This is a genomic window from Methylosinus sp. DMC45, assembly GCF_056313885.1.
Genome location: NZ_JBQUZK010000059.1, coordinates 25533 through 42879, shown reverse-complemented (window position 1 = coordinate 42879; position 17347 = coordinate 25533). Strand labels below are relative to the sequence as shown.

The following is a 17347-nucleotide window of genomic DNA, read 5'->3' as shown; positions in this document are numbered from 1 at the left end:
AGGCTATTTGATGGCAAGCCCGGTCAGTCGGCTCAGTTCGGACTTGATGGCTTCCTTTTCGTGGAGATTAGCAATTGCGCGACGCAACTCCAACACGCGCGCTTCCACAAGGAAGCGATACCAAAAGCCTTGCAAAAAGTGATAGATCAGACCCTCACGCCCGTCGAGAAAACCAAGCTGGAAGAAGTAGCGCCAGACAAAATAGGCCAGTGGACCAAGGCCGAAAGGCAAATGATTGTAGAGCCGCTCCTTGATCAGGCGCTTCAACCGCGCCTGGGGACTGCTCGCGCCCTCCACCACCGCTTCGTCGCGCGGAATGAGGCAGAATTCGGCGTTCAGCCGGTCAATCGCTTCGCGCGTTGCATACTTATTGTGTTTGTCGGTAAAGAAGGCAAGATTGTTGACATTGTGGTCACAAAAGTCATGTTCGAAAGTCACGGCTCGGCCATGCAGTAGCACCATATGCTCGTCCATCCAACGCTCTTCGATCGTCGCGGAGTCCTTGCACCAGATGCGCAAGAGAGTGAGCGGATAGCGTCCACCGTGCTTGATCCAGCGGTCCATAAAGATATGCCGGCGTTTGAGATGGACACCGTTCACGCCCCGCGGAAGCAGTGGCAGTTTTTGTTTAATCTCTTCAATAAGATCCGATGTCAAAGTCTCATCGGCGTCGAGCCGCATCACCCACTCGGTTTCGATCGGCAGATTGTCCAACGCCCACTGGAATTGCTGGGCCTGATGCGAGAATTCATGTTGAACGATAAGGGCCCCGGTGGCGCGGGCAAGTTCGACTGTTCGATCGGTTGAAAAGGAATCCACGATGAAAACTCTCGCGCACAACGGCCGTATATTCCTGAGAATCCTTTCAATGTGCGTGCTTTCATTGAAGGTCAGAATGATGATAGTCAAATTCGACATGTGCTGGGTTTCTGTCATTGCCCGCCTGTATCACTTAAGACGTTAAAGAGGCGAAATCCTCGATGAACTCTTGAGCAACCAGTTCTACGTCAAAGCGTTTTGTTGTGTTGATTGCTTCCATTGCCGCGGTCTCCCTCAAACTTTCATTTTCGATCAACATGGTAAGTAAGCCTTGAAGCGCCTCTCCATCGCCCTCCCGGTGGTCGAAAACGAAGCCATTCACGCCATCCTTAAGAAAATCTTCAAAACACGGGAGTTTAGAAACGATTACCGCACACCCGCAACTCATCGCCTCCAGCGGCGCCATGCCGAACGACTCTCCCGTTTCGGATACCGAGGGATACACAAATATGTCCGCCGCGCGATAGCGCTCAATGAGACGCTGTTCGTCGAATATTGGTTCCTCGATGCGGATGACGACGCGCGCTTGCTCAGCTATCTCCAAAAGCTCATCGCGATAAGCGGAGCCGTCACCGCCATGTGAAATCTCACTAGGCCCCAGCAAAGTCAGCCGCCATTCGTCATTCGCTTTTAGGCGCGAAAATGCACGGACGAGAAGATCGAGCCCTTTTTCGCGCGCAATCCGACCTACGAAAAGAATTTCCTTGTCCCGCGGGCCGCGCGCGGTCGTCCGGCGTTCTGTGAAGCTGAGCGGCAAACAATTCGGAATTACTTTAACGAGTTTGGCGCATCCCGGTGATTGTTCCCCGATTGCCGAGGCAACAACGCTGGACACGGCCTGAAGCCGATCTGCTCGCCAATACAATGCCATTTGATTTTTGGGGAAACGCGCAACGCTGACGTAAATCTTGTTGGCACGGCTACGCGGAATAATGATTGGCAAGGAGACGCTGTTCGTTACAGTGACGTCGGAACGGGGCAGAACCAAGCTGACGCGCACCGCATAAATGAGATCGAACAGCCGATACAATATCCTCGATCGCGGCGCATCGATCGAGGGTAGTCGGATATGTTTCACACCGTCGCGCGTTTCCTCCTTCGGCAAGGTTCCGAAACGACGAGAAATAATCGTTATCTCATGGCCTTGACGAGCGAACTCATCGCACAAGTTCAGCCAGATGCGCTCGACAGCACCGCCACGAAGTGGTGGAACCGGCAAGTAAGGTCCAAGCACACAAGTTATGCGCATCGCATTTTCCTGACTTATTTATAATATTGTTTAGAAATGTAACTCGTCGAGATTCCGATAAAGCTGAGCATATTCGGACAACGCTCGTTCAATTGTAAATCGTTTACCATTTTCGATACCTTTACGAATGATTCTATTTCTAACCGTTTGATCACTTAGAGATGCAACAAACCGTGACATTTTCACTGCATCTTCTGGCTCCGCAACCATTCCAGTTCCATTTAATATTTCCAAATGTGGCGAAATATTACTGCAGACAACAGGACATCCATTCATCTGTGCTTCCGCCACTGGAATACCAAATCCCTCGTAATACGAAGGAAAGACAAGCGCTTCTGCAAATTTGTAGAGCGCAGCAACAGCATCAATGCACGGCATCTCGACAGAAATAACATGATTACCTAATTGATTCTGATAAATAAAGTCACGCAGCTCCTCGTTCGGGAGGTATCCAGCAAGAACCAATTGGTAATCCCCGAATTTCCTTAATTCGAGTAACGTTTTTACAACACTGATCCGATTTTTTCGGCGCTCATTCGAGCCGATATGTAGTATATATGGTCTATTTCTTATATTTTTGTCGTATTTATCTAAAATATTTGCAGCACTTGAATCTGATAGGCACGGAAACAACTGATATGTTGAATTCAGTATTACACTAATACGTTCGTCAGATATATTTACATGCTTTCTTGCTTCATCCGCAGACTGCGAACTTACGCATACCAACTTAGTGGCCTTTCCTAGTCCCCTTGCGATTAACTTTTGCCATACTGATTTCAAAAAAGAATGAGAATTGGTAGGATCGTTTAATCCTCCGAGGTCATGCACGGTTACGATCGCTTTTAATGGAAGAAAATTCAAAAAAATAGCGTGAGATGTATCAGAAAAATGAACTATATCTGTAAATAATGATGCATACAATATTTTAGCTGGAAACGATACATATTTTCGGATAATTTTCAGCCCCAGATGACATCGGTTCTGATTCGGAGATATCAAAACAGTCTCGATCCCATGGTGCTTTGGAAGCTCGGAGCCAAGGAGGCGCGCAAATAATTGCATGCTAAATCTTTTGTCTGGAATATATGTGTCGACGATCGCAATTTTTAGAGGACGCCTCATCGGGGCAACTCCGTAGTTACGTCTATAACGTGCGACCTGCCATTCACTCAGAATTCGCATAAGTCGCGCGTGAAGAACGCCGTTCAGGCGGTAAAGCTTTGATTTTTTATCGGCTTGCACGGAAGGTGGTCGGCGAGCGAGAGGGCCTACAAGTACAGGGCTGTTGAGTTCTCAATAAAACCCTGCTGTTTCTAAGGCGAATCGGATATCGAGAGCGGCGCGCCATCTGGCGTTCTTGATGTTGTGGCAGCCGTCGGCGCGCAGGAGATTATAGGCGAAGGAACGCAACCGCGCGACGATGTCGGGGTTCTTGCGAATGCGTGAAGCGTCCTCCGCGAACGCCACGTCGCGCACGTAATGGCTGCCGTTCTCGATGCGCCAATGGGCCCCTGAGCCATTCGTTCCAGCGCTCGGGCGTCGGACCGGCCGCCGAGGACACCCAATAGACAACCTCGATCGTCTGCTTCAAAAGACCGGTCGCCGGATCCCGGCGGTAGATTGTGCGCTCCAGCCGAAGCACGGTCTTGATGAAGGGCTCCCACGCCGTATGGCGGAACCACGCCTTCGCCGGAAAGACCATCAGCTTGCGCGTCTCCCAGCGATTGCGGCCTTTCGACCGGCTCATTGCACAACCTCTCGGCTTGCGGCCCGCCGCGCCCAGTTCGAGCAGGCGACGCAGGCCCGGCTGATTGTCTTTCACCTGCGTCAGCAAATGATTGCCGGACGCGATCACGCGTTCGAAAAGTTTTTTTGGCAATGTTCGGCGTCGAGCGTGAATAGGCAGCTCTTCAATCCCAGCGCTTCGATCAGTTCCGGCGCGGTGGGAATCTCATTGCTCTTTTCGGCGACCATCACATGCGCGAGCACGATCCGATCGGCGTGGCGCAGAGCCGACATCATATGCGCGGCTTTCCTGTCGTTGAATGCGTCGAAGCTGCCGCGCAGCGTCTTTCCATCGACGGCGATCGCCGTCAGCCCCTCCAGGGCGGGCGGCGCCGGCATGCTCGCGGCATGACGTTGAAACGCCGCCTCCAACGCTGCCGGGTCGACGCCTTGCAGGATCAGCCGCAGGCCGGTGTAAGACGGCGTGTAGGGCAGCTTCAGGCCGAAGGCGTCGTTCAATCGAAGACGATGCACGCGAATGAACTCATGCATCTGCCGATAGGAATTGGCCCCGGCGACCATGGCGAGGATCGCGTAGAGCAGCACGGTCGAAAGATCGAACCGCTTGCCCTCCAGACGACGATGGTCAGGAATTTCCTGCAAAATCTCCAGCAGCGACACCTGCATGCGACAACCTCTGATTCGGGTTGTCACCTATAGATTCACACATCTGCCGTGATGGGAATCGCAAAGCCGCCACCAAAGATCAGAGAACTAAACAGCCCTGCCTACAAGTACGAGCCAAGCCAGCAGGCGGCGAAAATTGTCACCGGCGAAGGATATAGGGGTCGGCCTCTCCTCGGCGCATTGGAACGCGGCTGCCGAGAGCGGAACAAAGAGGGAGAGTTTATGAGGGCCGCCGTCGACTTGGCCACGTACTATTTCGAGGCGAACTGGCTGCCTCGTCGAAGACTGAGCGGCCGTGACGTGTGAGATCAGACGCTCGCAAATGCACGGGGCATGGAGGCTTGCCGCTCGGCGCGTCCCGCATAGAGCGTTATGTCGAGCACGGCGAGAATGACGCCATCACCGCGGAGGCGTTCAGTCAGGCCTGTTCAGTTCTTAATGAACCGCAGATATTTCGAGGACACCTTGGATATCGAGAGCAGCGCGCGTTCTGGCGGCGGGCCGGCCGCCGAGGATACCCAATAGACGGTCGCAATCTTGCAGACTGGTCACCGGATCGCGGCGGCAGATCGCGCGCTCCAGCCACAGCGCGGTCCTGATGAGCGGCTCCCACGGCATATAGTTGAACCTGGCCTTCACTGGAAAAACCGAGAGTTTTCGTGTCTCCCAGCGGGCGCGACCTTTCAACCGCCCCGACGCGGAGCCACTCGGCTTCCGGCCCGCCGGGCCGAACTCGAGCAGGCGACGCAGGCGCCGCTGATTGTCCTCCAACTGGGTCAGCAGGTGATTGCCGGACGCGATCACGCCTTCGAACAGTTTATTGGACAATGTTCGGCGTCGAGCGTGAACAGGCATGCCTTCAATCTCAGCACTTCGATCAACTCCAGCGCGGTGGGAATCTCGTTGCTCTTTTCGGCGACCGTCATATGTGCAAGTACAATTCGTTCAGCGTGGCGCAGCGCCGACATCATATGCGCGGCCTTGCGATCGCTGAATCCGTCGAAGCTACCGCGCAGCGTTTTCCCGTCGCCGGCAATCGGGGCAGTCCTTCCACGTCGAGCGGCTTCGGCATGCTCGCGGCGTAGCGTCAAAACGGCGCCTCCAAGGCGGTCGAATCGATCCCATGCAGAATCTCCTCCACAGTCCCGATTAGGACGGCGTGCAGGGCAACTTCAGGCCAGCGCGGTTTATTTGCAGGCGATGAGCGCGAATGAACTCGTGCGTGTTAGAGCGGAATCCGATCAAGCTGCATCATAGCCGGACGCCGCAAAGTAATTCGCGCATTCGCTCGGCGTGACGCTTCGCAGGGCCTGGGCGACCGCCGCGTCGAGCGCATCGACAGTGCGCGCCGCGATGCGCTGGAGAACCGACTTGATCTTCGAGAAGGATTTTTCGATCGGATTGAAGTCCGGCGAATAGGGCGGAAGATAAAGGACCTTCGCGCCTTTCGCTTCGATCGCCTCCCGCCTGCCCACGATCTTGTGGGTGCTCACATTGTCCAGCACCACGATCTCTCCTGCGCAGAGCGTCGGCGCCAGAACCTGCTCGACATAGGCCAGGAACGAGCGTCCATCGAGCGCGCCGTCGATCAGCGTCGTCGTCTCCCAATGTCCGAACGGGACCGACGCACGGCAACGCTCGCCGCGCGGCGCCCGGCCGAAGCGCCGCGCCATGTTCGTCGAGACGCTCGTCTCGTCGAGGAAAACCAGCTTTTCCGGGTCGAGATCGAGTTCCCCCTCGAACCATTCCTCTCGGGCCTCGGCGACGTCCTCCCTGTCCTGCTCCGCGGCATGGCCGGTCTTCTTCTTGCGCGTGATCCCATGGCGCGCGAGGAACCGCCACACCGTCCCATAGCCGACGGCGAGGCCATGGCTCTCCCTGATCTTGTCGCGCAGCTCCATGACCGTCATGTCGGGCTTGTCCTTTATCTGCGCGAGGATGAAATCGGCGTGCGCCTCGATGCGCTGCGAGCGGCGGCGCCGCCCATCTTGCCCGGCGCCACCTCGCCGGTGATCTCGACCCGCTTGGCCCAGCGCACGGCCGTCGCCGGACCGATATCGAACCGTGCGGCCGCCTGTCATCGCGACATCCCGCCCCGGATCGCCTTCATCACCTTCTCACGAAGATCCATCGACAGCGCCATGATCCCCTCCCAGCCGCTCGCGCCGCTCAATCCCGATCAGCGCTCCGCTCGAGATATGGGAATCCGTCCCGCTTTATTGAATCGCCATGCTCGGATGACGCTCTAACAATCACCTTGGAGAAAACGAGAGCTGATCTCCGCCATCTGGTCGCAAACCCTGATGCAGATTTTGTTTTATGGACTTTGCAGGGTTTCCAGCAACCATATCATAATCGCCCACATCTTTAGTAACAACTGCACAGGCTCCAATGATTGCTTTTTTCCCTATTTGCACTCCCGGCATCAGAAATGCCCGCGCTCCAATAAATGATCCTGGCCCTATTGTTATTTTTTCTACGATCAATTTTTGAGAAGGCATATCGAACGCGTGAGTCCCTGTGCACAAGTAGGCTTCCTGTGCAACGGTAGCTAATTCCATTAGCTCAATCTCTCCAAGAGAATAAGCATTTGCACGATCACCAATACATGCGCCATCCCGTAAAATGAGGTTCCACGGTATGTAGATACGGGCCCCCGCATGCACAAATGGCTTTCCGTGAATCCGAGCTCCGAACAATTTCAGTATAAGAATGCGCCATGAGTTTAACGGCTTTGGCGTCCACGAACAGAGCACGGCCCAGGCAAAAAGCCAGGAGGCCATGAGAAAGCGCTGCCGAAACGTCCAAGGACTATCTCCCAATTTTTTCTGCCTTTCAAAAGCAACAAAGTGCTCCATTTGCGTCAACCTTTTTTGATCATAACCACAACAATACTTGGGTCAAGAGGAGATCTACACCCAAAATACAAATATCCAAATATAATTTCGATTATGTCCCTTAAAAAATGCACTAGAAACTTAACGAATCGCCTTTTTAATTTTTTAGGCCGAGCGCGAGCGTTGTATACTGAATGCAGCTTTAGACCGCACGTTTGTCCAATTTGACGTAGAGAGTCGGCAGTCATAGGTCTTTCGTGAGTCATATCTGTATACAAATATTTTCCGGCGAATGGACTTTCTCCATTTGGAATTTTTATTACCATTTTCCCGTCATCAGTCAACGCTTCTTTCAGTTTTTCAAGTATTTCTTGAAGCTTAAAAGGTTCAATGTGCTCAAATACATCTAGTGCAACGATAATATCAAACGGCACGGATATCGAGTTCCATTCACTCCAAGTGTAAACGCTGTGTCCACGTTTATTTGCGGAATAGATTGCCTCCAAAATAATTTCGATACCACATACAGTGTGCCCTCTTTCACGAGCCCAATCCAAAAAATATCCAGGTCCGAACCCGATTTCGAGTATCTTGCTAGATGTTTTATCTAGAATGTTTTTGAAAATACCATTAAATTCATCTGATCTGGAAGGCTCCTCACCCCAGCTCTTGAAATCACGATATTCGTCGTAAAACCTCTCTTTTGAACTCACTCTCATCTCCTTTAATTTTGAAGCGGCCACCTCTATGCTTCATAGTAGGCTATACTATAAGAAGAGTGGCTTTCTTTAACCCGCGCGATTGCGCTTTCGTGAAGGAGCTATGCGGTACCGACGGTTCAATTCTGAAAAACTAACCTAACCAGCCCAGAGGCTGTCCGGCGCTCTTCGCATGGTACAGGGGGGGAAGCGCCTCACTTGGCCGCACTGCCGTTGGCCCGCACGACCGCGTCACAATCGTCCTCGGCACCTCGGATAGGCGCGCTGCTGTCTGAGATACTGTTGCTTTCAACCAGTACCCCGCGCATCATCGGTGCCGCGCCACCGCAGCCGCCGATTTCGACGTGCGCATTTTCGGCAAGGAAATTGCCTCGCATCACGACGCCGAGCGCCAACGGCGGGGAGTTTTCCTTTTGCCGCAAGCCATAGGCACCGATCACTGCCTCGCCGGAAAAGATCGAATTGTCAGGACCGCCACGATAGACGGTTCCATCGTTGATGCGATTGTTCAGATATTGAATATACCAGCTCGGTTGGAAATGGTGGTACCAGCGGCCCTGATTGATGAAACCGGCCGTTCGCGCCGAAGTGTTTTCGGCGACCACATGTTCGACCGAAGTTCCATAGAACTGCACCGCGGCGCCGGCGTCGGAAAATTCATTGCCCACGATCAGATAGTGCTGGGCCATTGGAACGATCGTAATTAATGAACCGTTATCAGGCAGCACGCTCCAGTCCCGATCGAGCATGACGGTACTGTTCTCGGCCTTCGCGATCTGCGCGAATTCCCCGGCCCCCCGCCCATCCAATATGAACACGCCCTGGCCGATTGGGGAATGCGTGTGGGGCATCAACGCGCCATCGAGCTTCAAATGGCGTCCTGAAACCTCGACAACATGCCCGTAAAAGCTTCCGCCCGGGCCATCGGCGGTCATCGCCTCGCGATCCCAGCCATGCATCAACCTGAACTTATTGTTGGCGAGCCAGATGTTTTCCGATGCGCCGCGTGAAGAAAAGAGAGTGTTTACGCCTCCGCCGGAAGCCCCGAGATCCGCGCCGACAAACTCGTTGCCCTCGATGATCGCTTCTTTGCAGCCCGAGAATGAATACCAGCCGCCGCGGCCGTTATACAGTCGGTTGCCGGTGATCGAAACGTTCTGGGAATCGAGCACGAAGAGTGCACTTGACGAAGCGTAAACATCGCTGTCCGTGATTTCGAGATTATCGCCTCGGAGGCGGATGCCGGCACCGCCATTGGGGCCGCCACCGCGAGCCGCAAGTGCCGCTTCGCGCCGATGAACCTCGTCCACGTCGATGTGGCCCCGATAGGCGGAGGCGCGGATCCGAATGCGGCGGATGTGAATGTCGCCTTTGGCGGCGATTCCCGGGTCGAAGCCCCCGCTCAGCACATGCTGGTGATTAGAAGCGTAAAGCGTCAAATCCTCAACGCTGAAATGACCGGCCCCGCGAATCAGGCTTTCGGGAGGGAATTCGAAATCGGGCCAAAGTAGGCTTGAAAGATCGCGGTCGGTGCCGCGCAGCGTCGCACCTTCAGGGAGCCGAATCGCTCGCTTCAGCAGATAGCGCCCTGGGGGCAGCAAGAGCACCCCGCCCTTCTTGCCGGCCTCGGCCAAACCAGTCTCTATCGCAGCAGCATCGTCGGTCGCACCGTCTCCCTTTGCGCCAAAATCCTTCGCCGACAGTTGCAGCTTTGATGTGGACGCCGGAGGCGGCGCAATTTCGATCGGCAGCCCTTCAGACCAAGCCGTCGCATCGCCGCGCCCGTTCCAGACCGAAACCACGTAGGGTCCCGGAGCGAGTGTGGGAGGCGCGATCGTCTGCGCCGCCCAAAGGGACGCCCTCTGCAAAGGCTGACGCGCGACCACGTGCCCGTCGGGCGTCTTGAACTCGATCAGCGCGCGCGGCGCAAGCCCAAGGTTACGCCCGAAGAGCCGTAGCTCGCCTCCCATTGTGGGCCGAGCGCCCCCCTCTCCCTGCACCCAGTAAAGGATCGGGCGGTTAAGCAGTCCAACGGCCGTGCCGTTGGGACCGCTCAACTCATAACGATAGACTCCCATGCGCCAATCGGGTGGTAGTGCAAAATAGAGGGTCTGTGGCGACTGGCGCAACGGAACGATGGTTGTTCGCCTTTCGACCTCCCGGCTCGGGGCCATTGGCAAATCGTGCAGCAATTCGAATTCAACGCTTTTTACCGTGTCGAGTTCGTGGCCGACGATCAGAGCGGTCTCCGTTGGGGCGACCGGATTGCTAACCCAGAAGATAGCGGGGGCGGAAGACGCAGGCCCGCAGAAAACGCAAATCGAGACCGCCACGGTACATGTGACGCGAGATCGGGGAAGCCAAACGGAGCGTTCGATCATGAGTCTGCATCTCCGGCAACAGCCACTTGATTCAGGCCAATTTCTCTCCGCTGTTTCTCTTTGACGATGCAATCGAAGGCCATAGCTAGACAAAAATTGACGACGCCAGGAAGACTGAATGCATCCAAGAGAAATCCCTCTAGCAAACTTCCTAAAAATAGCCCAATAGCTAAAGAGCATACCAATGCATCTTCTCTCTCACATTTCCCGCCAACTGAATGCGAGACTATAATTACAAGCATTGCTACTTCCACAAATACCATTGCGATGAGAAATAATATTCCAAATGCAGCCCAGCCTCGCAGGTATGAGTTTTCTGAAAATGACGGAAAGTGCCCAGCACCAAATACCGGAGACTCCATTATTTCATTGAACATTGTATTCCATGCCTCGTATCTAGTGTTTTGGCCTCCGCGGTCGTACACGTCCGAATACGTGTCATATCCATTATCGAAGCTCAGTCGATACAAGCCTACCAAGCCACCAAAAACAGCCGCCGAAACAATCTGCGTGACGTTTCTTGTAACTAACACAAATGTTGAGAGGCCAACCAATGCGATCAGAAGTCCTGTTCGAGACCCCGTATTGTAAAGCAAAAAAGCGCCACAAAGTAGACACGCACCTAAAGATAAAAACCTTAGCAGAGAATAATGCCCTGAAAACACCTTGTGTTCGACAGCAAAAAATATGGAAATAATGGCCAAAGAAAGTTGTGTCCCCATAAAATTTGGATGGTTCGTAGTTCCAAAATATCTTGGAACATTTTCTGCAAATCCGAACCCGGCACCATAGTTATATGCATTAAATAAAACGATTGTCACCGATGTTGCCAGCAAAGCTTTGGATATATATCGTTTTGCGCACCCACGCGCTCTTCTTTCTATAATTGAAATATACACATATAGCATTGCATATAGGATTGATTGAAACCCAAACCTTATTCCGTCGTTTATATCGTATGCGATGGCTCGGATCGCTGTGTAGATAGACATTATCAACATAATTGACGATATCGGCATAAATAGCATCTGCCACCGACGCATTTTAACAAGATGATAAAAGAATACAGCGGTCGCGAGCGGCAATAGAAGATATGAGCTTTTCTCAAGAAACTCGATCGGCGCTGAGGTCGGAATGTCAAGTGAGAACTCTTGCCCCTCAAAGCGCAACACTACAGGCTTGAAGGTTGCGGCGAACATTATCAAGTACATTATGAACACAGGTGTTATATTTGTACCAGCTGTTCTGTTCTGTGTCGAGATAGACAAAGAAAGACTCCGACCTTATCAGCTATTCCGCGGTTAGCTGTCTGCTTTGTTTCGATAAACAACGAACAAATATAGTGGTATCAAGCTCAATGAAATTCTCGCGGTCGCACTAACCCATGGAACGACGTACAGGCCCGCGAGCGGTATCAGGAGCATCTTGCCTGAAAACGAAGCCACCATGGCCAAAAAACCGAATTGGACTTGCGGTCTCAAAGTGCCCGTGCCGTTTAAGAAAAGGGTCAGAGAATACTCTACCGCATCGACGACCTTCCACAGCGCCAGGCCGGTAAGCAACGCCACTCCAGGGACGACTTCACCGCCCGACCACAGCTCAACAGCCCAGCCTCCGACGAAAACAAGTCCCACGCAGAAAGTCGTCGAGACGGCCAGCGCGGTCGTGAAGGAGCGCTGAAGCGTCTTTTTCACCCAATCGTGATCGTTCCGCGCCCGAGCTTCGGCGTAAGCTGGCCAAAGTGGCTGTAGCGCAAGATGGATGAGCATTGGAATTAAGCCGAACATCCGCTCCGGTATCGAAAAATCCGTCACTGCATGGGGACCGAGGAGGTGAGAGATGATGAGGTTGTCGGATGCGACATTTATCGCGACGATGATTTGCAGCCCGAGAAACGCGAACCCTTGCCGAAAAATGCGCCTACCGACGGAAATGGAGACAAGGCGCGGGCTGGGGATAAGACCCCGCCCTCTCTCCCCAAAGAAGACGATCGCGTTGATGAGATTGGCTGCAAGCGGTGCCCCCGAGACAGCAAACACTAGCCAGGGTAATCCCGCATCAAAGGAAATGGCCAGCAAAACCCCAACGAGGCCCAGGAGGGCGCCGAGCGTGCTCCAGAGGTTGGCCCGGTAACCCTCCTGCAAAGCACCCTGGAGTCGTGGCGTCACGCTCAATGGCACAGAAAGAGCGAAGCACGAGACGAGTACAAGCAGACTCAGCCTCAACTCTGAGTGCACCGTTTGCGACTGAACATTGAAAACCGCTTCCCACGGTGCGACGGGGAAAATTGTCAAAAACGTGATCAATATCGCAAGGCCGAGGGCTATGAAAATAGCTATCGCCGTGGAGACCGCCTCTCGAATGGTTCGGAAGTCGCTACGCCCATGAGCGTCCGCGACAACAGTCAGCAGGGCGCTTCCTGTGCCAAGGTCGGCGAAGGAAAGAGCAAAGATCACGGAACTCATCGCTATCCAGAGACCGTAGCGCTCCGGGCCGAGATAGCGGAGGGTCAATGGGACCGAGACGAGCATTGTCCCTACCGTGACCAACTTCGCAAATGCCGCGGCGGCCGCCGACGCCAAAGCGCGATGTTCGCGTGAGGCGTCTCGCTCTGATGAGCCACCCACACGCTCCTCAATGGCCAGAGAAACCTTTTCCATCATCGGCATTGGAGCTAGATCCACAACGGTTTTTGAAGAGATACTTAGACACCCGGAGCGTCATCAATTTGCTAGATTCGATTCGCCATCATCGCCGTTCCACGCGACGAATTACTTGGCTCAACCGCTATGCGACCGTCGTGCGACAACGCCCATTATCGCACCCACAAACACCCGTTGCCGTAGTCAATAGATTATTCGGGTAGCATCGCCAAAAAGTCAGCGGGCCAACATCAAAGCTTCATATTGCGGCAGCAGCGTTCGCGCGCTCATGGTCTCGACGAGGCGCAATCCTCTTTCAACGCGTTGCGTCCAATCGAGCTCGCGAGCAGCCAGTATGCCGTCGGCAAGGGCGTCACTATCGCCGGCCGGCGTCAATAGCGCGATGTCCGAGAGCAGGTCATGCAATTCCGTGTCGGAATCGGCGGTTGCGATAATAGGGCGGCCGCTCGCCAACATGCCGCCAAGCTTGGATGGCAGGACGAGGTCGGCAGCCCCCTTCGACTGCGGCAACACATGCAAATTGGCAAGAGCAAGCAATTCATTCATTCTCTCTACCGGTTGAATTGGTAGGAAGCGAACATTGGGGAGGTCGGCAGATTGTCGTTGCAGCGTCTCACGCATAGGACCAGCGCCCGCGAAGACGCAATATATATCATGTTCTAATACGAGCCTTCGCGCCGCCGCGATCAGGACCTCAAGCCCCTGTTTGGAACCTAGGTTGCCAGCGTAGAGCACGACGAAAGCGTTTACAGGTAGAGCGAGTTCCTCACGAAAAGGACTGCAAGTCTCCGCCGCCGGCGAAATAGCCGTGGTGTCGACCCAATTGCGCAAGACCGATATTTTTCCCGGCGACAGTCGTTTGACGACTAGCGCCTCGTTCATCTTGTGGGAAATCGTTATAATTTTGTCGAACCCGTCCAGAAGCCAACGCTCGACCCCATTTGCCAGTTTCCGAACGGCGCCGCCTTTCAGGGGGCCGACTTCGAATGCCGCATCTACTTCGAGGTCTTGGACATGGAGCAGGCTACGCGCTCCGACGAGTTTTGCCGCCAGCAGGGCGACCGGCGCAGACATCAGCGTCGGTTCGACACAAATCACGACATCCGGTCGGAAGCAAAAGATTCGCCATGCGACCGCCGGCGCCGCAGCCACGGCAAAACTCAGCGGAGCCAACAGTCGCCACAGACCGGGAGCCCCTGCCCTCGTCGCGATCGGACATCGCGTCACTCGGATCGATCCGACAAATTCCTTTGCGTAAACACCCGCACGATAAGGTGCGCGCACGAACCAGCCAGGATAGTGAGGCGGAGCGGTGACGACCTCGATCTCGTGGCCTCTCGATTCGAGAAACTGAGCCAACTCGGTGGTGTATTTTCCACACCCAATCAATTCCGGCGTGAAATTGATGGCATGAATCAAGATTTTTAGGGCCGATTCTGTATGTGCAACATCATAGCAGCACATACTATTATATAATCTATCTTCGACTTCTAATTTAGAAGCGCTTTTCCTTTCAAAGGCCGGACCAACCCTATTCATCGCAACGGCTCTTTTTAAAACCCAAAGGTGGACATTAGAGCGGAATCCGATCAAGCTGCGTCATAGCCGGACGCCGCGAAGTAATTCGTGCATTCGCTCGGCGTGACGCTTCGCAGGGCCTGGGCGACCGCCGCGTCGAGCGCATCGACAGTGCGCGCCGCGATGCGCTGGAGAACCGACTTGATCTTCGAGAAGGATTTTTCGATCGGATTGAAGTCCGGCGAATACGGCGGAAGATAAAGAAGCTTCGCGCCTTTCGCTTCGATTGCCTCCCGCACGCCCACGACCTTATGGGTGCTCACATTGTCCAGCGCCACGATCTCTCCTGCGCAGAGCGTCGGGCCACCTCGCCGGTGATCTCGACCCGCTTGGCCCAGCGCACGGTGGTCGCCGGACCGATATCGAACCGCGCGGCCGCCTGTCGTCGCGACATCCCGCCCCGGATCGCCTTCATCACCTTCTCGCGAAGATCCATCGACAGCGCCATGATCCCCTCCCAGCCGCTCGCGCCGCTCAATCCCGATCAGCGCTCCGCTCGAGATATGGGAATCCGTCCCGCTTTAGTGAATCGCCATGCTCGGACGATGCTCTATGAAACACTGATCGGGCTGCCTGACCGCCGCATTTCGGACAGTCCAGAAATCTCTTATCTTTCTCAACAAAAGGGAACGAGTGGCGCCCTCGGCGGCTCACCTCTTGAATAGCTGCCGCACTTCGGGTGAATCGCTCGATTCGGCCCAAATTGAACGCGGAATCGGATTCGCTCTCGCCGCCCGACTCCGACAAGCTACAGGTGCATCTTATAATCACCGCTAACTTGGACGACAAGAAAAAGGTGGTCTTGCCTGCGATGCACCGTTAACGGCAAGGCAAACCCATGCTCCCAGAGAGAGTTCATTCTATCGCTTTCAGTCCTTAGCAACATCGGCTATACTCTCGCTCGATTGTCGTGATGAATCAGATGGATGGTCGACGAGTCGCGAATTGGGATCACAGATTCGGCCAGACACGAAAGTTCGGCGCGCTTCAAGCAGGCAGCAGCCTCGGTACGGGTTTTCTTGGATTTTGACATGAGGGGACGGATGCCGACATATGCACGAAGCTAGTGAGGACATCTTGAGAGAGGACTCGATCGACTCTTCGTGAATTGCGGGAGTTCTTCCGAAGACATCGCTGGATGAAACTTCGGGAGCAGGTCACCGTCTTGAAGGTGATCGTTACCAGCGGGCCGACGCCCGGCGCGCTCATCAGCCGGCGGCAAACCTCGTCCCGCCGGACGATCGCCAGCATCGCCTTGTGCAACTTCTAATATTCCCTACGCAGAGCGGTGCGAGCAGCCAGGACCGCGTCGGCGATCTGTTCCAACATACTTGGCCGGCGCACAGCTCCCGAACGCGCGCCACGAAGCCGGTGCGCGTCACCACGCCCATCTTCAGCCCGAAGCCGCGAAGAATGCCGCGGATGCTGAACTCGATATCCAACAGCTTACCGAGCAGCTCCTTTCGCGCCACGAGCAATGCTCGCACTTCCTGAGATCCCGGCGATTTGCAATGGACGGGGCGGGACCAGCCCATCCTCAGAAGCTGCGCGATGCCCCGCGCGTCACGACGATCCGTCTTGACCGTCATAGCCGAAAGCGCAGCCTTCACGTGACGGGTCTCCAGCAACACCGTCTCGAAACCGCCTTTGGTCAGGCCAGCGTGAAGCCACTGCGACAGCGGCCCGGCCTCCAGCCCGATACGCTCGATCGAATGCCCGAGCTTACGCAAGAAAGCGACGATCGCATCTGGATGGCTTTCGACCTTCGCCTCCGAAACGATCTTGCCGCCGACATCGACGATGCAAACGCTCGAGAGTTCCAAAGACACGTCAATTCCGACATAATGTTCCATATCCTGTCTCCGCCCCGCATGCCCGGGGGCCGGCCGCGGCCAAAGCCCCGCCCCACCATGATACGGAAGACAAGCCGCTGTCCTTCGCCGTCAGGCTCGGGTCGGGGGCCATTACAGCATCTAGAGGGGCACGAACTGATATGGTTTCGAAAGGCGTATCCTGATCGCTCAGCGCCCCCTTTGAAATACTCGCTGTGTTGTGAGGCTTTCGAGAAGGTGACAGCCGTTTCGGTGTGAGCCCTGCTCATCCGACCCGTTCGACCTGTTCTCGTCTGAGCTTTGCGCGAACATGTCCCCCCATAATTTCGAGCAGCACCTCTATGCGACCCGAGTCGTCCAGGCGTTCGAGCAGGCCGAGCGCCTCGGAAAATGGGCCACTGATGAGCCTCACTTTTTGACCAAGCTGCAAATTATGTTCGAAGCGAAGTTGGTCGCGATCGTCGGAGGATTGGATCAGCGCCTCGACAACACCGTGAGGCACCGGAACCGGACGATCCTGCGCCATGAAAAGATTCGCTATCCCGATCGTGCCGTTGACACTGCGCCATCGGTCGCGATCGAGATCGAGCGCCACGAAAATGTAGCGCGGAAATACGGGCGCGAGCACATTGCGCATTCGTCGCGCATGACGAACTGTTTTGATCCGCCTCGGCATGAAATGACGAAACCCCTGCACTCTGAGGCGCTGCTCCACCGAACTCTCCTTATGCGGCAGCGTATGAGCCAGGTACCAGCGCTCTCCGTGCGCCAGTTCGAGGTCGTCCCTGAGACGAGCTTTGTCGCCGCCGTCCATTCCGATTACCCCACCAAAAGTTTTTCACGGCGTTCGCCCC

Annotated in this window: 16 protein-coding genes and 3 pseudogenes; 1 reads left to right on the top strand and 18 read right to left on the bottom strand. The window is 54.8% G+C overall.

Going from position 1 to position 17347, the window contains the following annotated elements; translation table 11 throughout:
- Nucleotides 1–3 precede the first annotated feature (3 nt).
- The 16 genes and pseudogenes from ACT53T_RS22575 to ACT53T_RS22500 form a co-directional block, all read right to left on the bottom strand.
- Complete coding sequence (locus ACT53T_RS22575; protein WP_476162945.1) at nt 4–936, bottom strand: glycosyltransferase family 2 protein; 933 nt, start codon at nt 934–936, stop codon at nt 4–6.
- Nucleotides 937–952: 16 nt separating this feature from the next.
- Nucleotides 953–2038 carry a glycosyltransferase family 4 protein gene (locus ACT53T_RS22570; RefSeq protein ID WP_476162944.1) on the bottom strand — a complete coding sequence of 362 codons (1086 nt, stop codon included), beginning with the start codon at nt 2036–2038 and terminating at the stop codon, nt 953–955.
- 60 nt (nt 2039–2098) lie between these two features.
- Nucleotides 2099–3313, bottom strand: a complete 1215-nt coding sequence (locus ACT53T_RS22565) for a glycosyltransferase family 4 protein (protein ID WP_476162943.1) — start codon at nt 3311–3313, stop codon at nt 2099–2101.
- A gap of 148 nt (nt 3314–3461) precedes the next feature.
- A complete protein-coding gene (locus tag ACT53T_RS22560; protein WP_476162942.1) occupies nt 3462–3926 on the bottom strand; it encodes a hypothetical protein in 465 nt (154 codons plus the stop codon).
- Nucleotides 3923–4483: an ISAs1 family transposase gene (locus ACT53T_RS22555; protein ID WP_476162941.1), complete on the bottom strand. Its 561-nt coding sequence runs from the start codon at nt 4481–4483 to the stop codon at nt 3923–3925. The genes ACT53T_RS22560 and ACT53T_RS22555 overlap by 4 nt, the downstream gene beginning before the upstream one ends.
- 435 nt (nt 4484–4918) lie before the next feature.
- Entirely contained in the window at nt 4919–5311 is a 393-nt protein-coding gene (locus tag ACT53T_RS22550) for a hypothetical protein (RefSeq protein WP_476162940.1), read from the bottom strand.
- Nucleotides 5284–5574, bottom strand: a complete 291-nt coding sequence (locus tag ACT53T_RS22545; protein ID WP_476162939.1) for a hypothetical protein — start codon at nt 5572–5574, stop codon at nt 5284–5286. The genes ACT53T_RS22550 and ACT53T_RS22545 overlap by 28 nt, the downstream gene beginning before the upstream one ends.
- Before the next feature lie 150 nt (nt 5575–5724).
- Nucleotides 5725–6626: pseudogene (locus ACT53T_RS22540) on the bottom strand (IS630 family transposase).
- Nucleotides 6627–6735: 109 nt separating this feature from the next.
- Nucleotides 6736–7341, bottom strand: coding sequence for a DapH/DapD/GlmU-related protein (locus ACT53T_RS22535; RefSeq protein ID WP_476162938.1), 606 nt, complete (start codon nt 7339–7341; stop codon nt 6736–6738).
- Nucleotides 7342–7346: 5 nt separating this feature from the next.
- Entirely contained in the window at nt 7347–8033 is a 687-nt protein-coding gene (locus tag ACT53T_RS22530) for a class I SAM-dependent methyltransferase (RefSeq protein WP_476162937.1), read from the bottom strand.
- A 200-nt stretch (nt 8034–8233) separates the two neighbouring features.
- The gene (locus ACT53T_RS22525) at nt 8234–10420 is read right to left on the bottom strand and encodes a glycosyl hydrolase family 28-related protein (protein WP_476162936.1); all 2187 of its coding nucleotides are present in this window, start codon (nt 10418–10420) and stop codon (nt 8234–8236) included.
- Complete coding sequence (locus ACT53T_RS22520; protein ID WP_476162935.1) at nt 10417–11619, bottom strand: O-antigen ligase family protein; 1203 nt, start codon at nt 11617–11619, stop codon at nt 10417–10419. The genes ACT53T_RS22525 and ACT53T_RS22520 overlap by 4 nt, the downstream gene beginning before the upstream one ends.
- 102 nt (nt 11620–11721) lie before the next feature.
- Nucleotides 11722–13089: a lipopolysaccharide biosynthesis protein gene (locus ACT53T_RS22515; RefSeq protein ID WP_476162934.1), complete on the bottom strand. Its 1368-nt coding sequence runs from the start codon at nt 13087–13089 to the stop codon at nt 11722–11724.
- A 210-nt stretch (nt 13090–13299) separates the two neighbouring features.
- The gene (locus ACT53T_RS22510; RefSeq protein ID WP_476162933.1) at nt 13300–14502 is read right to left on the bottom strand and encodes a WcaI family glycosyltransferase; all 1203 of its coding nucleotides are present in this window, start codon (nt 14500–14502) and stop codon (nt 13300–13302) included.
- 170 nt (nt 14503–14672) lie between these two features.
- A pseudogene (locus tag ACT53T_RS22505) lies at nt 14673–14963 on the bottom strand (transposase); the annotation flags it as partial.
- Nucleotides 14921–15055, bottom strand: a complete 135-nt coding sequence (locus ACT53T_RS22500) for a hypothetical protein (protein WP_476162992.1) — start codon at nt 15053–15055, stop codon at nt 14921–14923. The pseudogene ACT53T_RS22505 and the gene ACT53T_RS22500, both read right to left, overlap by 43 nt.
- 52 nt (nt 15056–15107) lie before the next feature.
- On the opposite strand from ACT53T_RS22500, the gene ACT53T_RS22495 reads away from it, so the two are divergent.
- Nucleotides 15108–15326: a hypothetical protein gene (locus ACT53T_RS22495; protein ID WP_476162932.1), complete on the top strand. Its 219-nt coding sequence runs from the start codon at nt 15108–15110 to the stop codon at nt 15324–15326.
- A 496-nt stretch (nt 15327–15822) separates the two neighbouring features.
- Here the strand turns inward: ACT53T_RS22495 and ACT53T_RS22490 are convergent.
- Together ACT53T_RS22490 and nusG are read right to left on the bottom strand one after the other, a co-directional pair.
- A pseudogene (locus ACT53T_RS22490) lies at nt 15823–16514 on the bottom strand (IS110 family RNA-guided transposase); the annotation flags it as partial.
- A gap of 244 nt (nt 16515–16758) precedes the next feature.
- A complete protein-coding gene (nusG, locus tag ACT53T_RS22485) occupies nt 16759–17307 on the bottom strand; it encodes a transcription termination/antitermination protein NusG (RefSeq protein ID WP_476162931.1) in 549 nt (182 codons plus the stop codon).
- Nucleotides 17308–17347 lie beyond the last annotated feature (40 nt).